16 protein-coding genes, 1 tRNA gene and 1 pseudogene are annotated in these 18,976 nt (G+C 69.7%); 8 read left to right on the top strand and 10 right to left on the bottom strand.

The window, feature by feature from the left end:
* Positions 1-155: 155 nt before the first annotated feature.
* Both AC51EU_RS07720 and AC51EU_RS07715 read right to left on the bottom strand, forming a co-directional pair.
* Positions 156-1,634, bottom strand: a complete 1,479-nt coding sequence (locus AC51EU_RS07720) for an amidohydrolase (protein ID WP_496265929.1) — start codon at positions 1,632-1,634, stop codon at positions 156-158.
* Positions 1,635-2,351: 717 nt separating this feature from the next.
* Entirely contained in the window at positions 2,352-3,746 is a 1,395-nt protein-coding gene (locus AC51EU_RS07715) for an NAD(P)-binding domain-containing protein (protein WP_496265928.1), read from the bottom strand.
* A gap of 172 nt (positions 3,747-3,918) precedes the next feature.
* On the opposite strand from AC51EU_RS07715, the gene AC51EU_RS07710 reads away from it, so the two are divergent.
* The 3 genes from AC51EU_RS07710 to arsB all read left to right on the top strand — a co-directional run bounded on the left by AC51EU_RS07710 (position 3,919) and on the right by arsB (position 5,913).
* A complete protein-coding gene (locus tag AC51EU_RS07710; RefSeq protein ID WP_496265927.1) occupies positions 3,919-4,266 on the top strand; it encodes an ArsR/SmtB family transcription factor in 348 nt (115 codons plus the stop codon).
* Positions 4,267-4,504: 238 nt separating this feature from the next.
* Positions 4,505-4,816: an ArsR/SmtB family transcription factor gene (locus tag AC51EU_RS07705; RefSeq protein WP_496265926.1), complete on the top strand. Its 312-nt coding sequence runs from the start codon at positions 4,505-4,507 to the stop codon at positions 4,814-4,816.
* Positions 4,816-5,913, top strand: a complete 1,098-nt coding sequence (gene arsB / locus AC51EU_RS07700) for an ACR3 family arsenite efflux transporter (protein WP_496265925.1) — start codon at positions 4,816-4,818, stop codon at positions 5,911-5,913. The genes AC51EU_RS07705 and arsB overlap by 1 nt, the downstream gene beginning before the upstream one ends.
* A gap of 264 nt (positions 5,914-6,177) precedes the next feature.
* Here the strand turns inward: arsB and AC51EU_RS07695 are convergent, their stop codons facing one another.
* The gene (locus AC51EU_RS07695) at positions 6,178-6,912 is read right to left on the bottom strand and encodes a pyridoxamine 5'-phosphate oxidase family protein (RefSeq protein ID WP_496265924.1); all 735 of its coding nucleotides are present in this window, start codon (positions 6,910-6,912) and stop codon (positions 6,178-6,180) included.
* Positions 6,913-7,423: 511 nt separating this feature from the next.
* On the opposite strand from AC51EU_RS07695, the gene AC51EU_RS07690 reads away from it, so the two are divergent.
* From AC51EU_RS07690 to AC51EU_RS07675, 4 genes and pseudogenes are all read left to right on the top strand, one after another.
* Positions 7,424-8,911, top strand: a complete 1,488-nt coding sequence (locus tag AC51EU_RS07690) for a M20/M25/M40 family metallo-hydrolase (RefSeq protein ID WP_496265923.1) — start codon at positions 7,424-7,426, stop codon at positions 8,909-8,911.
* 79 nt (positions 8,912-8,990) lie between these two features.
* Positions 8,991-11,195, top strand: a complete 2,205-nt coding sequence (locus AC51EU_RS07685; RefSeq protein WP_496265922.1) for a pyridoxal phosphate-dependent decarboxylase family protein — start codon at positions 8,991-8,993, stop codon at positions 11,193-11,195.
* A gap of 103 nt (positions 11,196-11,298) precedes the next feature.
* Positions 11,299-13,446: a prolyl oligopeptidase family serine peptidase gene (locus tag AC51EU_RS07680; protein WP_496265921.1), complete on the top strand. Its 2,148-nt coding sequence runs from the start codon at positions 11,299-11,301 to the stop codon at positions 13,444-13,446.
* Between the two features lie 261 nt (positions 13,447-13,707).
* Positions 13,708-13,845 (top strand): annotated as a pseudogene (locus AC51EU_RS07675) (IS3 family transposase); the annotation flags it as partial.
* 268 nt (positions 13,846-14,113) lie between these two features.
* On the opposite strand, the gene AC51EU_RS07670 reads toward AC51EU_RS07675, so the two are convergent.
* The 4 genes from AC51EU_RS07670 to AC51EU_RS07655 all read right to left on the bottom strand — a co-directional run bounded on the left by AC51EU_RS07670 (position 14,114) and on the right by AC51EU_RS07655 (position 15,824).
* A tRNA-Ser gene (locus tag AC51EU_RS07670) sits at positions 14,114-14,200 on the bottom strand.
* A gap of 56 nt (positions 14,201-14,256) precedes the next feature.
* Positions 14,257-14,757 (bottom strand): tRNA adenosine(34) deaminase TadA, encoded by a 501-nt coding sequence (tadA, locus tag AC51EU_RS07665; RefSeq protein ID WP_496265920.1) that lies wholly within the window; start codon positions 14,755-14,757, stop codon positions 14,257-14,259.
* A 78-nt stretch (positions 14,758-14,835) separates the two neighbouring features.
* Positions 14,836-15,369, bottom strand: coding sequence for a tRNA adenosine deaminase-associated protein (locus AC51EU_RS07660; protein ID WP_496265919.1), 534 nt, complete (start codon positions 15,367-15,369; stop codon positions 14,836-14,838).
* A 233-nt stretch (positions 15,370-15,602) separates the two neighbouring features.
* Positions 15,603-15,824 carry a hypothetical protein gene (locus AC51EU_RS07655; protein WP_496265918.1) on the bottom strand — a complete coding sequence of 74 codons (222 nt, stop codon included), beginning with the start codon at positions 15,822-15,824 and terminating at the stop codon, positions 15,603-15,605.
* A 185-nt stretch (positions 15,825-16,009) separates the two neighbouring features.
* On the opposite strand from AC51EU_RS07655, the gene upp reads away from it, so the two are divergent.
* The gene (gene upp, locus AC51EU_RS07650) at positions 16,010-16,645 is read left to right on the top strand and encodes a uracil phosphoribosyltransferase (protein WP_496265917.1); all 636 of its coding nucleotides are present in this window, start codon (positions 16,010-16,012) and stop codon (positions 16,643-16,645) included.
* A gap of 87 nt (positions 16,646-16,732) precedes the next feature.
* Here the strand turns inward: upp and AC51EU_RS07645 are convergent, their stop codons facing one another.
* The 3 genes from AC51EU_RS07645 to AC51EU_RS07635 all read right to left on the bottom strand — a co-directional run bounded on the left by AC51EU_RS07645 (position 16,733) and on the right by AC51EU_RS07635 (position 18,613).
* Positions 16,733-17,386: a LytR C-terminal domain-containing protein gene (locus AC51EU_RS07645; protein WP_496265916.1), complete on the bottom strand. Its 654-nt coding sequence runs from the start codon at positions 17,384-17,386 to the stop codon at positions 16,733-16,735.
* 131 nt (positions 17,387-17,517) lie between these two features.
* Positions 17,518-17,814, bottom strand: coding sequence for a type II toxin-antitoxin system VapB family antitoxin (locus AC51EU_RS07640; RefSeq protein WP_006604254.1), 297 nt, complete (start codon positions 17,812-17,814; stop codon positions 17,518-17,520).
* A gap of 226 nt (positions 17,815-18,040) precedes the next feature.
* A complete protein-coding gene (locus AC51EU_RS07635; protein WP_496265915.1) occupies positions 18,041-18,613 on the bottom strand; it encodes a DUF4232 domain-containing protein in 573 nt (190 codons plus the stop codon).
* Positions 18,614-18,976 lie beyond the last annotated feature (363 nt).

Here is an 18,976-nt window from a genome sequence, read left to right as displayed (position 1 = left end):
GCATGCGTGACCCCGAGCTGGTCGTCGGTGACGACGCGATGGGCCTGTGACGGGCGTTGGCCGAGGTGTTCCCCGCAGCTCGGCCGCAGAGTGCTGGGTTCATAAGTCTCGTAATGTCACGCTCGACTCCGGCGGCCTGCACCAGCCGGTGGACATCAGCTGACCGTTTCCCGGTGATGGACGGGGAGGCCGCCGAGGAGGGTGTGGGTGGGGTTGAGGTCGCGCAGGGTGTCGGCGGGGCAGTGGGCGGGGTTCTGGTCCCAGATGGTGAGGTCGGCGAGGCGGCCGGGGGTGAGGGTGCCGCGTAGGTGGTCCTCGCCGAGCAGGCGGGCGGCGTTGGTGGTGTGCAGTGCGACGGCCTCGTCGTAGGTGATGGCGTGCTGGGGCCCTTGGACGCCGATGACGGTCTGGCGGGTGGTCATGCCCCAGACGGAGCGCATGGCGCCGAACTGGCCGACGGGGAAGTCGGATCCGGCGGCGACCAGTGCGCCCTGGTCGAGCCAGCCGCGGGCGGGGAAGAGCGCGGCGACACGTTCCGGTCCCCAGAATCCCCGCTCGACCTCGGCGGTGTCGTGCAGCAGGGGCTGCTGGATGGTGACGGGGATGCCCAGGGCGACGGCGCGGGCGCGCTGGGCGGGGCCGGCCAGGCCGCCGTGTTCCATGACGAGGGTGCCGGCGGGCAGGCCGGGATTGCGCTGGAGGACGCGTTCGTAGACGTCGAGGAGGATGCGCACCGCGCGGTCGCCGTATGCGTGGGTGCCGACCCTCCAACCGCGGCGGACCACGGCCTCGACAGCCTCGACGAGTGCGTCGGGCTCCCAGGTCAGCGTTCCGGAGAAGGCGTGGTCGCACGCGTAGGGCTCTTCGGTGGCCCCGGCCTCCAGTCCACCGTCGAGGAAGAACTTCACCCCCCATACCCGCAGCCACGGGTCGGCGCTGTAGCGCCGGTCCTCCATGGCGTCGAGCAGGTCCTCCACCTGCGCCGCGCTGGTCAGGCCCATCGCCAGGATCAGGGCCCGGACCCGGGTGCTGAGCGCGCCTGCCTCCTGGGCGGCCAGCAGGATGGCGTAGTCGTCAAGGGAGACCGCGCAGTCGCGGACCGTGCCGATCCCGGTGGCGGCGTACTGAGCGCTGGCCAGGCGAAGCCCGTCGATGCGCTGGGCCCGGTCCGCCGCAGGGACGAACCGCTCCACCAGGCCCATGGCGTTGTCGATCAGCCGGCCGTTGAGCCGACCGTCGGCGTCCCGCCCGATCACGCCCCCGGGCGGGACGGGGGTGTCCTCGGTGATGCCCGCCAGACGCAGCGCGTAGGTGTTGACGACGTCGTTGTGGCCGCCGCGCTTGACCAGGACCGGGTAGCGGTCGGTGGCCTGGTCGAGTTCGGCCGCGGTGGGCATGCGCCGCTCCGCCAGGTTGAGTTCCTGCCAGTTGGTGGTCGTGCAGATCCACTCGCCCTCAGGTGTGATGGCGGCCCGTTGCCGGATCAGGTCCAGGAACTCGGGGATGGTGCGGGCGGTGTGGACGGGGACGGCGTGCACGCTGTGCCCGGCGAAGATCAGGTGAGTGTGGGTGTCGTCGAAGGCCGGCAGTACGACGGACTCGGGCAGGTCGTAGACCGTGGTGCGCGCTGTCACCAGGTGGTCGAGACCGTTCGGATCGGGGGAAAGCGCGGCGACGCGATCGCCCCGCACCGCCAGGGCCCGCTGGGGGGGCCTGGCCGGGCACCAGCGTGTGCACCGCCGCAGCCCGGATCAGCAGATCGGCACCGTGTTCCGTCATGGTCTTCTCCCGCACCAGCTCGACGTTTCGTATGCAGCGGGGCACGGGCCGGGTCAGACGACCGGCCCATGGTTGTTCCTCGCAGCCGCTGACCAGACCGTTGTAGGAGCATTCAGCAGCTTCGCACACATCCAGCGGGCTTTCGCGGAGGAAACGCGTCGGTGTTTGTGAGCGGTAGCGGTGGGATTTGAACCCGTCAACATGACGCTTCTCACCTGCGGTTTTCCTGAAACCCCAGGTGAGAGGGGGCGTTTCGATGTCGTTGGATGACGTTCCGTGCCGTTCGATGACGGGTTTCGCTGCATGTGCAGCGAGCTCCGGCGGGGCCGCTCAGCGTCCTGGGTACGCCCCTGCCCAAGCGCCAAGAGGCGGGCGTCGGCGGGCCGCCGACGCGCGTCAGACGGAGTGCTCGGGCCGCTCTCCCGTCTCCCTGGCCGATCGCAGAGAGTGATGTTGGGGGAGTTCCGGCGCGATCAGTCGGCGGAGACATTTTCCGGGAATCGGAGAGCGGGCGGGACCGCGCCGGCTCGTAGAACCGGTCGCAGCCCCGCCCTGTCAGGTGCTGAGGTTGATCAGGAGCCGCAGCAGCCGCCTTCGGCAGCGTCCTCGGTCTTGTCCGTGGTGGCCGGTGCGCCGAGCTGGACGAGCTGCGGTGTGGGGGTGCAGCAGCTGCCACCCTGGTCGGTTTCGGGGGCGTCGAAGAGGCCGGCGCCGCCGCAGACTCCGGTTTCGGGGAGGGTGAGTTCGACCTTGTCGGCGGCGTCGAGGTCACCGGCGAGGGCGGCGGCGATGGAGCGGACCTGCTCGTAGCCGGTCATGGCGAGGAAGGTGGGGGCGCGGCCGTAGGACTTCATGCCGACCAGGTAGATGCCCTGTTCGGGGTGGGCGAGTTCGCGGTGGCCGTGCGGGTGGACGGTGCCGCAGGAGTGCTGGTTGGGGTCGATGAGCGGGGCGAGTTGGGCCGGGGCCTGGAGGCGGTCGTCGAGGCCGAGGCGGATCTCGGAGAGGAAGGTCAGGTCGGGGCGGAAGCCGGTCAGCACGATCACCTCGTCGACGTTCTCCAGCCGTTGGCCGTCCTCGGCGACGAGGACCAGGCGGCCATCGCCGTCGCGTTCGATCGTCTCGGTGCGGAAGCCGGTGACCGCGTCCGCGTGTCCGTCGTCGACGGCTGCCTTCGCGGCGAGGCCGAGGGCGCCGCGGGCGGGGAGCTGGTCGGCGGTGCCGCCGCCGAAGGTGGCGCCGGAGATGCCGCGACGCAGGACCCAGACGGCTTTCGTGCCGGCGCCGTCGTCGGCCTTGGCCAGGTCGGCGAGGTAGGCGAGCGCGGTGAAGGCGGAGGCGCCGGAGCCGATGACGGCGGTGCGCTTGCCCGCGTAGCGGGCCCGTACGGCCGGGTCCTTGAGGTCGGGCACGCGGTAGGTGACGTGGTCGGCGGCCGCGCGCTCGCCGAGGGCGGGCAGGCCGCTGCCGCCTGCGGGGCTGGGCGTGGCCCAGGTGCCGGAGGCGTCGATCACGGCGCGGGCGAGCAGTCGCTCCTCCGTGTCGTCGGCGCGGGTGACGTGGACGACGAAGGGCTGGGCGCCGCGGTCGGCGTCGACGATCCGGTCCCGGCCGACGCGGGAGACGCCAGTTACCCGGGCGCCGGTGCGGACCCGGTCGCCGAGGACATCGGCGAGCGGCTGGAGATACTGCCCGGCCCAGTCCCCGCCGGACGGGTAAGTGCCCGCGTCCGGCTTGGTCCAGCCGGTCGGCGCCAGCAGCTTCTCGGCCGCGGGGTCGGTGACCTCGCCCCAGGTGGAGAACAGCAGCAGGTGCGCCCACTCCCGCACTGCCGCACCGGCCGTGGGGCCCGCCTCCAGGACCAGAGGCTCGATGCCGCGATCGACCAGGTTGGCCGCAGCGGCCAGGCCGACGGGCCCGGCTCCGATCACGACGACGGGCAGATCGGCGGTAGCAGGCAGCTTCACGGCGACTCCTTGCGTGTTTCGACGTTTGTCGATGGCTTGTGCAGCCAGCATTGCAGAGTGATTCGATAAACGTCAACATAGACATTCGTCGAATCAATGCTCCTGATCCCGCGGAGCGCCCTGCTTCGCGAATCACTCCGAGGCTTGATTCGACGTGTGTGAACATAGACGCATGTCGAACGCCGAACTGCTGCCAGTGATCCCGTGCTGCCCGCCGCTCACGGAGCGGCCGTTCACCGCAGAGGAAGCCGAGACGGGCGCGCGGATGTTCAAGGCGCTCGGCGATCCGGTGCGGTTGCGGCTGTTCTCCGCGGTGGCCTCACACGAGGGCGGCGAGGCGTGCGTGTGCGACATCTCCGATGTCGGCGTGTCCCAGCCGACCGTTTCCCACCACCTGAAAAAGCTCAAGGAAGCCGGACTGCTGACCTCCGAGCGACGCGGCACCTGGGTCTACTACCGCGTCGAGCCGTCGGTCCTGGCGGCCATGGGAGGTCTGCTGGGCTCCTCCGCCGCCGGGTGATCCGCTCAGGTACCGGGCCGCGGCCCCCGCGGGGCGATCTCCGCGATCAGGCCCTCGACCAGCTTCTTGATCTCGTCCCGGATCGGGCGCACGGCTTCGACGCCCTGGCCTGGTGAACGCGGATGAGCAGTACGGACGGCTTGCGGGGCATTGGGACTCTCTCACTCCGGGGTGGGATGGGCGCCGTCGTATCAGCACTCAGTGGTGTCAGCCGCCACTGGTGTGAGAATGTCAGTGCATGATGACATCAGTCGATGCTGATCTGATCCGGGTGCTTTCCGACCCGCTCAGGCTGCGGATCGTGAACCTGCTCGCCCACGAGACCCTGTGCACCACGCATCTGGTCGAGGAGACCGGCGCGCGGCAGACCAACCTCTCCAACCACCTCAAGGTGCTGCGTGAGGCCGGGGTCGTCGAGACGGAGCCGTGCGGGCGCTTCACCTACTACCGACTCCGGCCCGACGTCATCGCGCGCCTGGCCGGCCAGTTCTCCGACCTCGCCGAAACCGCCCGCACGACCGCCGAGACCGGCCGGAAGCGAGCCTGCTGATGAAGACGGCGAACGAACCCGGCACGAAGACCGCGGAGGCCGGCGCGGACGCGTCGATCGTCGCGAAGCTCTCCACCCTCGACCGCTACCTGGCCGTGTGGATCCTGCTGGCCATGGCCGTCGGCCTCGGGCTGGGGCGCGTGATCCCCGGCATGGGTGACGCGCTGGCGAAGGTCGAGATCGGGGGGATCTCCCTGCCGATCGCGATCGGGCTGCTGGTGATGATGTACCCGGTGCTCGCCAAGGTCCGCTACGACCGCCTGGACACCGTCACCGGCGACAAGAAGCTGATGATCTCCTCGCTGGTCATCAACTGGATCGTCGGCCCGGCCGTGATGTTCGCGCTGGCCTGGCTCTTCCTGCCCGACCTGCCCGAGTACCGCACCGGCCTGATCATCGTCGGCCTGGCCCGCTGCATCGCCATGGTCATCATCTGGAACGACCTGGCCTGCGGCGACCGCGAAGCCGCAGCCGTCCTCGTCGCCCTGAACTCCGTCTTCCAGGTCGTCGCGTTCGGCCTGCTGGGCTGGTTCTACCTCGACCTGCTCCCCCAGTGGCTGGGACTGGGCGACGGGCAGGGCCTGGACGTGTCCGTGTGGCACATCGCCCTGAACGTGATCGTCTTCCTCGGCATCCCGCTGGTGGCCGGGTTCCTCACCCGCCGGCTCGGCGAGAAGAAGCTCGGCCGCACCCGTTACGAGGCCGGCTTCCTGCCGAAGATCGGACCGTGGGCCCTGTACGGCCTGCTGTTCACGATCGTCGTCCTCTTCGCCCTCCAGGGAAAGACGATCACCTCCCAGCCCCTGGACGTCGTCCGCATCGCCCTGCCCCTGCTGGCGTACTTCGCCGTGATGTTCTTCGGGACCTTCCTCCTCGGCAAGGGCCTGGGAATGGCCTACGACCGCACCGCGACGCTCGCGTTCACCGCGGCGGGCAACAACTTCGAACTCGCCATCGCCGTCGCCATCGCCACCTTCGGCGTCACTTCCGGACAGGCCCTCTCCGGCGTCGTCGGCCCGCTCATCGAAGTCCCCGTCCTGATCGGACTCGTCTACGTGGCCCTGGCCTGGCGCCGCCGGTTCACCCCCGACCAGTAGACCGTCCCCGCCTCCGGGAAGTAGATCGCGTGAACTGCCTGGAACGCCACACCGAGGACCGCACCACGGAGGTGGTCGGCGTATGCCAGGGACGCGACACAGCCGTCTGACCCTCCCCGCCACACCTGGCCTTCCTCGGCCTTGCCGCCGCCCTCTCGACTCCTCGAACTCACCACGTAGGAAACGGTCTTACTTCCCACCTGGCCCTACTTCCTCCGGAACCTCACGTCCCGGTCTCCAGGTGTCCACGATGAAGGGGAAGCTTCACTGAGGCCGGTGGTAGTGCGTGAGGTAGTCGGGGGCGGAGTCCGGGACAGGAGGGCCGTAGACCTGCTTGATGGACAGGCTTCCCGACCAGTGTGCGGGCGCACCGTCCGGACGGTCCTCGGCACCGTGTTTGGCCGTGTGCGTGCCGTGGGTGGTCTTGGCGGAGACCGCACTCGTAGCGTCGTCGAGGTTGATGCGCAGCACCCCGACTTTGTCCAGGTCGGGGGCGAATTCCGCTGAGGTGAACTCGGCCGAGCGGCCGGGGATGACGTGGTCCATGAGGATTCTCAGGGACGCCTCCTTTTCACTGCCTCCGGCTGCCGAGTCAGGGACCGGGAACACATTTCCGTAGACCATGACCGATCGGTAGTCGACGGCGTGATGGAGCGGCGTCGGCCCCGGCTTCAGGGTGTCAACCAGGGTGACGGTGAGACATACCGGCAATCCGCCTGAAGCGCTTTTCGCCACTGCCAGCTCGTGGAGTCGTGCAGCCGGGTAGGAAGGACCGCCGCCCGCCGAACAGTGCAGATGGATTTTCTCGTCCTTGAATCCGTACAGCATGGGGACGGCGACAGTGTAGTCCTGGTAGCCGAACGCGACGTCACAGACGAAGCCTTCGGCGAGAATCTCGTGGACGATCTTTCGTTTGCGTGTGATGCGTTCGGGCATCACACGGCCTTCGTTCTTCCCCTTGACGAGGGGGTATTCCTCGGGGTCGGTGGCATGTTTCATGACGCCCTTACCTCCAGGTTCTTTCCCGCCGCTTTTTCGGGTAATTCTTCTGTGTCTGCCGCGGCGGCGGAAAAGACCATAGTGAGTGACGGCAGAGATGTTTTGCGGACACTCCGAGGCGTTCATCGGAATTCCGGTTCACTGGGCTGCGGGAATTGCCGCCCCGAACGGCTCAGGCCGACATGCGCGGCCCGTGGACAAGTCCGAAGCTGGCAGGGGCGCGGCACTCGCCAGCCACGCCACCGCCGTCCTCGGCACATCTTTGACGAAGAGGCCATACGCGGTGACCGAAGCCATGCCGTTCAGACAGGGCACGCCCCGCCTTTTCCTGCCGCAAGGAGCGCAGATGCCGCGCGGTGACACACCCGTCCGTCTGATCCGACGGCACCACCGGTGGACCGGATGAGCGGAGGACAGCAAAGGGACGGACGGTGACACGCCGCGAGTCCCGCCAGGCGCTGCTCACCGCGTCTGACACACAGCCACGACGATCACCGTCACAGGAGGCGGCATGGAACCCGCAGGCAGCACGGACAGCGCATCGGACATCGAGAAGGAGTTGTCCGCTCTTTGGCAGCAGGCCGAGACCGACCTCAAGCAATTGGTCGGCATCAACTCGGTGTACCACCAGGACAATCTGGAGAACATCGAGAAGGCCGCCACGACGTGCGCGGACCTGCTGAGCCACGCCGGGATGGACGTGGAGGTCATCCGCCTGCCGCCCAAGCCGTTGGACGGCGCGAAGCCACCTACTCCGGCACCGATCGTCTACGCCTCCAGGTCGTGCGGTGATCCCCACGCGCCCACCGTGCTGCTGTACGCCCACTACGACGTGGTGACGGGCAGCTGGAAGGAGGCGTTCGAGCCGCAGATCGTCCAGGGCCGCATGACCGGCCGGGGGTCTGCGGACGACAAGTCGGGCATCATGATGCACGTCGTCACCTGCCGGTACCTCCAGAATCACCAAGACGTCAAGGTGAACGTCAAGCTGGTGCTGGAGGGTGAGGAGGAGCAGGGGACGGACACCCTCGCCACGTACATGAACGATCACCGAGAGCAGTTCAGGGCGGACGTCGTTTCACTCGCCGACTGCGGCAATGTCGCGCTGGGCAAGCCGACTCTGACGACTTCACTGCGCGGCTTCGTGATGGCCGATGTGCTGGTCAGCACGCTTGACGGCGAGGTGCACAACGGCATGTACGGCGGCCCGGCCCCGGACGCGTACATGGCTCTCACCCGCATGCTGGCCAGGCTCCACGACGAGGAAGGCAACGTCGCCGTCTCCGGTCTGAAGGCCACGGCGTGGGGCCAGCACCAGCCGGACCCGGTGGCCTTCCGCGCCGACGCCAAGGTCAAGGACGGCGTGCCGCTCGCAGGCACCGGTTCGCTGGGGTCGCGGCTCTACACCATGCCGTCGATCAATGTGGTGGGGCTCGAAATGGTGCCGCAGGGGAATCCGCTCCCGGCCCCGAAGCCTTTCCCCGTCACGGCGGATTCGCGCAATGTCCTGCAGGCTGCCGTGCGGGCACGGCTGTGCATGCGGATCGCGCCCACCGAGGACCCGGAGCATGCCTTCGACTGCCTCGACACGTACCTGCGGCGGCCCGATGTCAATACGTGGGGAGCTGTCGTCAAGGTCTCCCGTGTCTCCTGCGCGCCCGGCTTCATCGCCTCGACGGAGAGTGGCACGGGCTACCGGGCGGCCGAGGCGGCCCTGCGGACGGCGTATCCGAAGGAGGAGATCAACTACTCCGGGCAGGGCGCCTCGATCCCGCTCACCAACACTTTCCACGAAATCAGCCCGAAGGCCGACATCCTGCTGTGGGGGTGCGAGGAGCCGATCGCCAACATCCACGGCGACTACGAGAGTGTGAGCCTGAACGAGCTCCACTCCATGACCTACGCGCAGGTCCGGCTCCTTCTGACGCTGGCCGGACAGCAGCCGGCCGCCCCCGCAGGCACCGGCGAGCGAGCGCTGGCCGGCACTGCCGCCTCCTGAACCGACACGCCCCCGCACGACGGGAACCGTCCCGCAAGCCGTGCGATCCCACCCCTTCCGACTCCCCCAGGAAGCAGCCATGCCCCAGCAGACTCATGACCTGCCCCGCGCATACGCCCAGGCACTCAAAGAGCTCCGGCCCCAGTACGACCTGAAGGGCATCGAGGGCACCACGGAACTCGCCGCGTGGTTCCTCGGCCCCCGTGGCGAGAACGGCGGCATCCTCCAGGAAATGATCCTGGAGGCACTGCGCTCCCACATCGCCGACCGGCACGACGTCTACCCGAACGACCCCGTCTACGTCACCGACGAGATGAAGCAGACGGATGTGTACGACCAGGCCGTCAAGCAGATGAAGGCAGACCTGGGAGACCTGCTCGATCAGCTCACCGGGTCGGTGCCGCAATTCAGCTACCGCCACCAGGGCCACATGCTCTGGGACCTGACGCTCCCCGGCATGGCCGGCTACTTCGCCGGCATGCTGTACAACCAGAACAACGTCGCCTCCGAGGCATCCCCGGTGACCACGCTGCTGGACGCACTGGTCGGGGAGGACCTGTGCCGACTGCTGGGCTACCCCGAAGCCCCGGCCTCGTGGGGACACATCGCGTGCGACGGAACCGTGGCCAACCTCGAAGCGATGTGGTCGGCCCGCAACCTGAAGTACTACCCCATCGCCCTCGCCCGGGCCATCGCGAACGAGAGCGGCCTGGCGAAGGCCCGCGACATCACCGTCATCGACGGCACAGGACAGCAGCGCAAGCTCCTGGAGCTCACCGACTGGTCGCTGGTCAACCTGCCGATGGACGCCGTCCTGGACATCCCTCAGACCATGGCGGGTCTGGGAATCAAGGACGAGGCCATCGAAAAGGTCAACGCCTATACGATCCAGCAACTCGGATTCGACCGGTTCCAGCGGGAGATGCTGGCCCAGCCGCTCGGCCCGCCGGCGGTTCTCGCCCCGGGCACCATGCACTACTCGTGGCCGAAGGCCGCGTCCGTGCTCGGCATCGGACAGGACAACCTGCTGTGCGTCGAGGCGGACCTGGACGCTCGCGCCAAGCTCTCCCACCGTAAAGAGATCCTGGCCCGCTGCCGGACCGAGAGGCGCCCGGTCATCATGGACATCGCGGTGCTCGGCAGCACGGAACTGAGCGCCGTCGACCCGCTCGCCGACATCCTGGCCCTGCGGGACAGCTACGCCGCCAAAGGCGAGATGTTCTATCCGGTCCACGTCGACGCCGCCTGGGGCGGATACTTCGCGGCGCTCCTGCGGCCCCGCGTCCGCCCCGAACCCGCCGACGCGTTCGCCAGGGCCACCACCACGCCCGAGCTGATGATGAGCGCATACGTCAACAAGCAGTTCCATGAACTGCCGAGGGCCGACTCGGTCACCATCGACCCGCACAAGGCCGGCTTCCTCCCCTATCCGGCGGGGGGCCTGTGCTACCGCAACCGGAAGCAGCGGGAAATGGTCACCTTCTCGCTCAGGTACCTCGTCCACGACGACAAAGACCCGAGTACCGGCCCGTACTGTGTCGAGGGGTCCAAGCCGGGCGCCGCGGCGGCCGGTGTATACCTCAGCCACAAGGTCATCCGCCCCGACCAGGACGGCTACGGCAGAATCCTCGGCCAGTGCCTGTTCAACAGCAAGCGGCTCTACGCCGGGGTGGTCACCATGCACCTCGACAACCAGGAGCCCACGGGCAACCCGCTGTACAAGGCCGTGCCCGTGCAGTGGCTTCCCGCTGAAAGGGACCACGGTGATGTCCAGGCGCAGCTGCAAATGATCCACGACAGGATCGTCAAGCAGAGCAACGACAAGCTGGTCGCCGACGCCGAAGCGATGCGCCTTTTCACAGAGCTCGGCGCGGACCAGGTCATCATCGGCTACGCCTTCAACTTCTACGTCAACGGCAAACTCAACACGGACGTGGAACAGGCGAACAAACTCAACAAGAGGATCTACGAGCAGCTCAGCGTCCACCCCGTCACGGCCGCCGGCAAGGACCGTTCCGCGAAGAAGCCGCCCGAGCTGATCCTCATGTCGTCGAGCCTCACCGCCCAGATGTACGGCCCCGAATTCGTGTCGAGCTTCGCCGACCGCATGGGCCTGGCCCTTCCCGACGACACAGGAGTGGCGAATGTCCCCGACATCACGTTCCTCATCTCCACCACCATGGACCCCTGGATGAGCGACACTGCCGCCGGCGACTTCACCCCGGAGATCATCAAGCACCTGGACGAGGCCGTACGGAATTCCCTCCCCGTCGAAGCCATGTGACACCCCGGCCGGGCCGCACCCCGTCCCACCCCGGTGGACGGCCCACCGGGGTGGGACCGCGGCGCCACCGGCCTCGATCGCACACGGGCGAAAGGACGTCCCCATGCAATCCACGGCCAGGCCCCCCACCTATGGCGAGTGGCCCTCCCCGATCGACGCCTCACTCGCCGCCGGCCACAGCTCCACCCCCAGCTGGCCGGCCTATGTGGGAACCGACGAGATCTGGTGGACCGAGGCACGACCCGAACACGGCGGCCGCACCCTGCTGATGCGCTCCGTCCACTACGCCACACCTGAGCCGGTGCTGCCCGACGGCCCCTGGAACGTCCGCAGCACGGTGAACGGCTACGGCGGCCGCGCATGGTGCGCCGTACCCGGCAGCGGAGGCGCGGCCCCCACCGTCGTCTTCTCCCACTACGACGACCAATGCCTGTACGCCTTCTCTCCCGGCGGCCCCGCACCCAAGCCACTGACCAAACCACTGACCAAATCGGCCGGGAACAAGAGAGAGCTGCGGTACGCCCTCCCCGTGCTGTCCCCCGACGGCACACACGTGTGGTGCCTGTGCGAGGACGCCAACACCGATGAGCAGCAACCCACCGACGTCAAGCGCTCCTTCGTCTCCGTCCCACTGGACGGCTCGGCCGCGCAGGACCCCAAGAAGGTCACCGTCCTCTTCTCCGATCCGGGAAAGCAGCACTTCCTCGCCGGTCCTGTCCTGTCCCCCGGCAAGAGCCGGGTCGCCTGGTTCAGCTGGAACCACAGCGAGGAGCCCTGGAACGACCCCGACATGCCCTGGGACGGCACCGAACTGCACGTCGCCGAGATCGTTCAGGGGCAGCCGTTCCAACCCGTCACCGTCATGACGGACTCCTCCGTGGTCCAGGTGGAGTGGACCGATGACGACACCCTGCTCGCCGTCACCGACCGCCTCGAACACGCCGTCGGTGACAAGGACCGCTGGTGGAAGCTGTACAGCATCGCCCGCGAGAAGAACGGCAGCTGGGGCACACCCGAGATGCTGCCGGGCCAGCCTGAGAAGGAGGAGTTCGGCGGTCCGCCGTGGGGGCTCGGGTACCGCTGGTGTGCCCCGCTGACCGGCGGCAGGATCGCCGTCGTCCACGGCATGGGTGCGCAGCAACTCGGCACCCTGGACGCGGACGGGAAGCTGCTGCCATGGGCGACGGAGTACACCGAGTGGACCGGATGCCTCGACGCCCGCGCCGACGGCGAGTACGTCGTGGGTGTCGCGGGCAGTCCCCACAAGGCCGACGCGGTGATCGAGGTGCGCCTCAACGGAGGTGAGACCCGCAAGATCAGTGGCGGCCCGACGTACGAGGACATCAAGGACTACCTGCCGACGCCGGTGGACCTCCACGTCCCCAACCGCCACGGCGAGACGATCCACGCCACCGTCTACCCGCCCGGCAACCCCCACGCCCCCGCGCCGCCCCCCGGAGCACGGCCGCCCTATGTGCTGTTCGTCCACGGCGGCCCCACGGCCCGCGCCAGTCGCAGCCTGGACCTGACGGTGGCCTACTTCACCAGCCGGGGCATCGGCGTCGCCCAGGTCGACTACGGCGGCTCGACCGGCTACGGGCGCGAGTACCGCAACCGGCTCCGGCAGCAGTGGGGAATGCTCGACATCCAGGACACCGAGGACATCGCAGTGGCCCTTGAGAGCGAGCCGTACCGCGCGGACCCGGAAAAGCTGGCGATCCGCGGCGGAAGCGCGGGCGGCTTCACCAGCGCCGTGGCGATCACGACTGCGGTGTCGCACGTCACCGACGACGCGTCCGCCGGCGGCCAGGCGCCCACCGGTAGGACCTTCCGAGCCGCCACCGTGATGTACCCGATTCTGGACCTGCTCGCCTTCGGCAAGGGTCTCACCCATGACTTCGAGTCCAGCTATGTGAAAAGCCTGGTCGGGGATCCTTCCCCCGACCACGACGAACAGCGGTACCTGGACCGCTCCCCGATCGAGCACACGAACCGCATCGACGTCCCGTTCGTGATCCTCCAGGGCCTGGAGGATCCCATCTGCCCGCCCCTCCAGTGCTACGACTTCCTCAAGACCATGATGCGGGAGCGGACCGCGAAGGAGTGCCCGAGCCACGCGTACATCGGCTTCAGCAACGAGACGCACGGCTTCCGCAAACAGGAGAACATCGTCACCGCCCTGGAGGCTGAACTGTCCCTGTACGGTGCCGCCTTCGGTTTCACCCCACTCAAAGACGCACACCCCGGGTAGCGGCCCTGACCGTTGGGGCCGGGTCTTTGCCCGGCCCCAACGGCATCGCCACGGAAGCCCTTCCAGGACGCGTCCACGGCGATGTACCGCTTGTCATGGACGATCCCACGCGAGATCCGCGTCAGCCGGCCCATCCGAAGGGGAACCTTGCCTCCGTCCTGCGGGGCGGCCGCATCCACAAGAACCAGCTCGACTGAGACACCGAGGCGATTCACGCGGAATCGGGCGGCATGTATGGGGCCCGCCGGATCACCTTGTGTCCTGGGGCACAAGGGGGCGGATGTGGCCCGTTGCACCGTCGAGCGGTTGATGACCGAGCTGGGTATCGAGGGCGTCATCCGTGGTCGGCGGCGCCGCACCACGGTCCCCGAGCCGTCGGCGCCAATCGCCGACTGTCCGGGGCAGGGCCCCTTCGCGCGCAGTCTCGGCGGCGGTGCCGATCGTAGGTGGGCGGGGCTGGTACAGCCGATCCCGTGGCTGACGCCTTGAGGTAGCGGTGGGACCCGGATCCCACGGAGGAGACGGTGCGAGGCCCCGAGTTCTCAAGGGGCACAGCCGTCCATCCGGGTTACGCGGGTCGCGACGCGCAACACCACCGTGCCGCACATGCACCACGCAAAAACACCCCCCTGACCGCGTTTCCGCAGATCAGAGGGGTGTTTGTGAGCGGTAGCGGTGGGATTTGAACCCACGGAGGAGTTGCCCCCTCACGCGCTTTCGAGGCGCGCTCCTTCGGCCGCTCGGACACGCTACCGAGGGAGATCCTAGCCCAAGGGGGGCCGTGCGCCGAAATCGGTGGGGGGACGGGGGTCAGCGGTCGCGGAAGAAGGCGGTGAGGAGGGTGGCGCAGTCGTGCTCCAGGACGCCGGTGATGACCTCGGGGCGGTGGTTGAGGCGGCGGTCGCGGACCACGTCCCACAGGGAGCCGACGGCGCCGGCCTTGGCGTCGCGGGCCCCGTAGACGACCCGGTCGACGCGGGAGAGCACGATCGCGCCGGCGCACATCGTGCACGGCTCCAGGGTGACGACGAGGGTGCAGCCGGACAGCCGCCAGGCGCCGGTCCGCGCGGCCGCCGCGCGCAGCGCGAGGACCTCGGCGTGTGCCGTGGGGTCGCCGGTGGCCTCGCGTTCGTTGTGGCCGGTGCCCAGGACCGTGCCGTCCGCGTCGAGGACGACGGCGCCCACCGGGACATCGCCGGTCCCCGGGGCGCGGGCGGCCTCCGCCAGCGCCCGCCGCATCGGCGCGGCCCAGGGATCGCGCAGCGGGTCGGGTGCGGGGGACGAGGACGCGGAGGCGGGAGGGACGGTCATGCCCCCAGTGTCGGGGACGGGTGAGGGAGGGCGAGGGGGCGGGTGTGACCGTCGTGCCGTCCCGCCCCGTCGCGCTCCCTACCGCACCGCCTCCAGCACGTCCGTGCACCCGAGCGCGTCCGCGATGTGCGACAGGGCGTCGCCGTCGAGGGTGAGCAGGGCCGAGGCGCCGACGCCGAGGTCGGCGAGGAGCTCGGGATCGCCGAGCGGGCCCGGGGGCGGGGCCAGGGCGGAGGGGTCGGTGGTGTCGTCGGCGTCCTGCGGGTCCGGTTCGGGTTCGCCGTCCTCCGTGCCGTCGAGGTCGAGGCTGTCCAGGTCGGTCGTGTCGTCGTCCTCGCGGCCGAGCAGTTCGTCGGTGAGCATCGCGCCGTACGAGCTTTTCGCGGCGGCGGCGGCGTGGGAGAGGAAGATCCGCGGGTCGTCCTCGCCGTCCACCCGGATGACGCCGAACCAGGCGTCCTCCTGCTCGATGAACGCCACCACCGTGTCGTCGTCGACCGCCGCTTCTCGGGCCAGATCGGCCAGATCGGTCAGGGTTTCCACATTGTCGAGCTCCGTGTCGCTCGCTTCCCACCCGTCTTCGGTGCGCGCGAGCAGAGCGGCGAAGTACACCGTGACTCTCCCACTGTCCTAGGCGTGCCGGGCCGGGCGGGGGCGGCGCTGCACGCCGCGGGTACCGCCCCTTGCGGAATCGTGGCAGAAACAACGCCCTCGCGGGGGGTCTTCGACGCTGCGTCGTGCCGAGGTTCTGCGAGAAGTCGCTCACGTGCCGCAGCGCGGAGGGCCGGGCGGACGGCGCGCGGGGGCGCGGACGGGGTACCGCGCGGCGGCGCGGAGCCGTACCCCTACCAGCGGAACGTCCGCATCCGCAGGATCTGCCGCATGCGTGCGGCGCGGGCGCGGCGGGGCTGGACACGGTCGCGCAGTTCCTTGGCCTCGCGCAGTTCGCGCAGGAACTGGGCCCGGCGTCTGCGGCGCGCCGCGTCGCTCTCGGGCGGCCGGGCGGTCCCCGGGGGCGGGACGTCCGGCGTCGTCGGTATGCCGTCGGGCTGTTCGGAGTCGCGCACTGCACACCACCTCGGGGCGGGCTCCGCCCGTGCGGGGGCCCGGCGCCGGGTCGGTTCGCCGGGCATACCTGTCCAGTTTCCCGCGTATGGCCGGTTTGATGCCATCTGCCGCGGGAACGGTGATCCGCGCCCCGGGGCTCCCGGCCGTGCATGGCTCCCCTCCCGGCTCGGTTACTGTCGATGTCATGCGTATCCACGTCGTCGACCATCCCCTGGTCGCGCACAAGCTCACCACGCTGCGCGACAAGCGCACCGACTCCCCGACCTTCCGGCGGCTCGCCGACGAGCTGGTCACCCTGCTCGCCTACGAGGCCACCCGTGACGTGCGCACCGAGCGGGTCGACATCGAGACCCCGGTGACGACGACCACCGGTGTGCGGCTCTCGCACCCGCGCCCCATGGTCGTCCCGATCCTGCGGGCCGGTCTGGGCATGCTGGAGGGCATGGTGCGCCTGCTGCCGACCGCCGAGGTGGGCTTCATGGGCATGGTGCGCAACGAGGAGACCTACGAGGCGCACACCTACGCCACCCGGATGCCCGACGACCTCTCCGGCCGCCAGGTCTACGTCGTCGACCCGATGCTGGCCACCGGCGGCACGCTGGTCGCCGCCATCCGCGAGCTGATCAAGCGCGGCGCCGACGATGTCACCGCGATCTGCCTGCTGGCCGCGCCGGAGGGCGTCGAGGTCATGGAGCGCGAGCTGGCCGGTACGCCTGTGACGGTGGTCACCGCCGCCGTCGACGAGCGGCTGAACGCCGACCGCTACATCGTGCCTGGCCTCGGCGACGCCGGCGACCGGATGTACGGGACGGCGGGCTGACCCCTCCCCGGAACGACCCTCGGGCCCCTCGCCGGTCAGCGGCGGGGGGCCCGAGGGCGTGTGCGGCGGCGGTGGGACGGTCCGCCGTCAGCACTTCGAGGGGGCCGGTGCGGGCTTCGGTGTGGGGCTGGAGAGCGTGACCAGGGACTTCGCCGCGTCCTTGGGGGAGGCGAGGGCGCTGAACGTGTCGCCGATGATCAGGTCGACCTCGGCGCTGCGGCGCCCGTCCGTGCGCTGTTCGGCCCCGGCGAGCTGGGTGCCGAGCACCTTCAGCGGCCCGGCGGCCGTCCTGCTGCCGAGGAGGACGGCACTGCCCTTGACCTTCTTGTCGTAGTCGGGGGCGGCGTTGCCCACCTTGCCGATGGTGAAGCCGCGCTTTTCGAGGGCGTCGGCGGTGGTCTTGGCGAGGCCGCTGCGGTCGGTGGCGTTGAAGACGTTGACGGTCATCTCGCCCGGCTTGGGCAGCCGCGGGTCGGGGGCGGCGGGGGACTCCTGCGAGGCGGCCGGTTTCTGCCGGTCGCACTTCTTCGGGTCCTGCGCGGCCTGGGCCGTACCGCTCCGGCCGCCGAACAGGTCGATGAGCTGCAAGGTGCCCCAGCCGGCCAGGCCGAGGGCGCAGACGGCCGCGACGGCGGCGAGGACGATCCGGCGGATGTTCGGCGGGCGGCGCATCCGCGGATACCTGTCGCCCGTGACGCGGTACTTCTTACCGCCCATCCCAGGGGGCGTCAGCATGCTCATGGGCCGCAGCGTAGTGGCGCAGGAGGCCCGTGCCTACTAAATGATCAATACGTGGCGCGGGAGCCAACCCGAAAGGAGCAACCTCGGCCGCCCTTGGTCACCAGGGCGTTCCGGGACGGCCGGGCCGGGCGTCAGTCCAGTTCGAGGACGCGGGCGTGGAGCACCTGGCGCTGCTGGAGGGCGGCGCGCACGGCGCGGTGCAGCCCGTCCTCCAGGTAGAGGTCGCCCTCCCACTTCACGACATGGGCGAAGAGGTCACCGTAGAACGTCGAGTCCTCGGCGAGCAGCGTTTCGAGGTCGAGTTGCTGCTTGGTGGTCACCAACTGGTCGAGGCGTACCGGGCGCGGGGCGACATCCGCCCACTGGCGGGTGCTCTCCCGGCCGTGGTCGGGGTACGGACGCCCATTTCCGATGCGCTTGAAGATCACACGGAAAGCCTACCGGGCGAGTGGTGGCGGGCGCAGCCATCCGGGTGAGAGCGAACCGGGTGATCATGGGCAAAGGCCGACGAATCCCAGAGGTGTTGCCCCTGCTTTCCGCAGTTTCCCGTACGACAGCGGCCCCCGCCGCCCCCGCGCTCTCGGGCACGGGGGCGGCGGGGGCCGTCGCGGGGCTGCCGCCGGGGGAGGAGCGGTCAGCGCTCCCGCGCGGTCGTCACCACCGGAGGGCGTCCTCGGCGGAGGTCTGCCAGTAGGTGACCTGGGCGGCGTTCGGCTCGACGTAGACCGGGCGGCCGCTGTCGATGCCGGTGCCGGTCGGCTCGCCGTCCCGCGTCAGCTGGAACGTGAAGCGGGAGATCTCCTCCCCGGGGCCGCCCGAGCCGTCCCCGGAGGAGGTGAGGATGCCCGCGTAGGCCGTCTCGTTGGGCTTGAGCGTGACCACGGCCTGCGGCTTGCTGTCCTTGTTCACCGCGGTGACGGACTGCTGGCCGTCGACGAGACGCAGCAGCGGGTACGGCTGCGAGGCGAACGAGCAGGTCTTGTCGGAGAAGTTCGTCACGGTCAGCAGCATGTGGTTGATCGGCCGCTCCGCCTCGCCGGCGTGCACGCGGAGCAGGCCGGGGGTGCAGGGCACCACGTCCCCGGCCTTCGCCTGCGCGCTGTGCGCGACCGGCGCGGCCTGGGCCGGCGCCCCGCCCTGGACGGCGGTGAACGAGAGGGCGGCGGTGGCGACCAGAGCGGCGGCGGCGACCTTGCGGCCTCGGCCGGCGGTGGCGGCGAACGACATGGGGCTCCCCTTGCGGTGTAGGGCGTCGGTGACGACCGGCGGGTGACGGTCGGCGGTACGGGAACGAGCTTCTTCGCGGCCGCTGGTGATCGGCTAACGCCTGGCTAACGCCCCGGAGTTGCTCCCTCGGGCGCCGGTCCACGGGGCGGCGCGCCGTCCGGACCCGTAGGGGGGACGGGCGGCGCGGGCGTGTCGCCGAGGGGCGTCCGGGGCGGGACGTCGGTGGGTGTGGGACGGGGAGAGGTCCCGGGGGCGGGCCGGTCGGGACGGGCGGAACCGGTCGTGGGGGGCGCGGTCGGCGTGCCGGGGCGGGCGCGCTCGGAGGGGTCACCGGTGACCGGGGGAAGCGGGCCGGGGACGAGG

The organism is Candidatus Streptomyces philanthi (assembly GCF_059553635.1).
Note: the sequence above shows the minus strand (reverse complement) of the source record. Positions and strands in the feature narration are given on the sequence as shown.